The sequence below is a fragment of the Ectobacillus ponti genome, assembly GCF_024294785.1.
Classification (GTDB): Bacteria; Bacillota; Bacilli; order Bacillales; family Bacillaceae_G; genus Ectobacillus; species Ectobacillus ponti.
This window is the reverse complement of record NZ_JANCLT010000129.1, coordinates 1-503: the sequence shown is the minus strand read 5'-3', so window position 1 is coordinate 503 and position 503 is coordinate 1. Positions and strand designations below refer to the sequence as shown.

At 61.6% G+C, this 503-nt stretch carries 1 protein-coding gene; it reads right to left on the bottom strand.

Annotation, left to right across the window (positions count from 1 at the left end):
• Positions 1 to 5: 5 nt before the first annotated feature.
• On the bottom strand, positions 6 to 311 hold the full coding sequence (locus tag NK662_RS24305) for a histone H3 family protein (RefSeq protein ID WP_497717184.1): 306 nt from the start codon (positions 309 to 311) through the stop codon (positions 6 to 8).
• Positions 312 to 503: the final 192 nt, after the last annotated feature.

Genomic DNA, 503 nt, shown 5'->3' with positions numbered 1-503 from the left:
GCGGCTTACGCGCGCTCGCCGCGGATGCGGCGGGCGAGCTGGATGTCCTTGGGCATGATGGTGACGCGCTTGGCGTGGATGGCGCAGAGGTTGGTGTCCTCGAAGAGACCGACGAGGTAGGCCTCGGCGGCCTCCTGGAGGGCGAGCACCGCGTGGCTCTGGAAGCGGAGGTCGGTCTTGAAGTCCTGCGCGATCTCCCGCACCAGGCGCTGGAACGGCAGCTTGCGGATCAGCAGCTCAGTGCTCTTCTGGTACTTGCGGATCTCACGGAGGGCAACAGTTCCAGGGCGGTAACGGTGGGGCTTCTTCACTCCTCCAGTTGTGGGAGCAGACTTACGAGCAGCCTTGGTGGCAAGTTGCTTCCTGGGAGCCTTTCCTCCAGTTGACTTGCGAGCAGTTTGCTTAGTACGAGCCATCGGAAAAAGAACTTTGGTTTACCTCGCGCGCTCTCCAAATCCCAAATCCGGCGGCGACTTCGAGTTCCTTTTCCCCCCCTTTCTGAC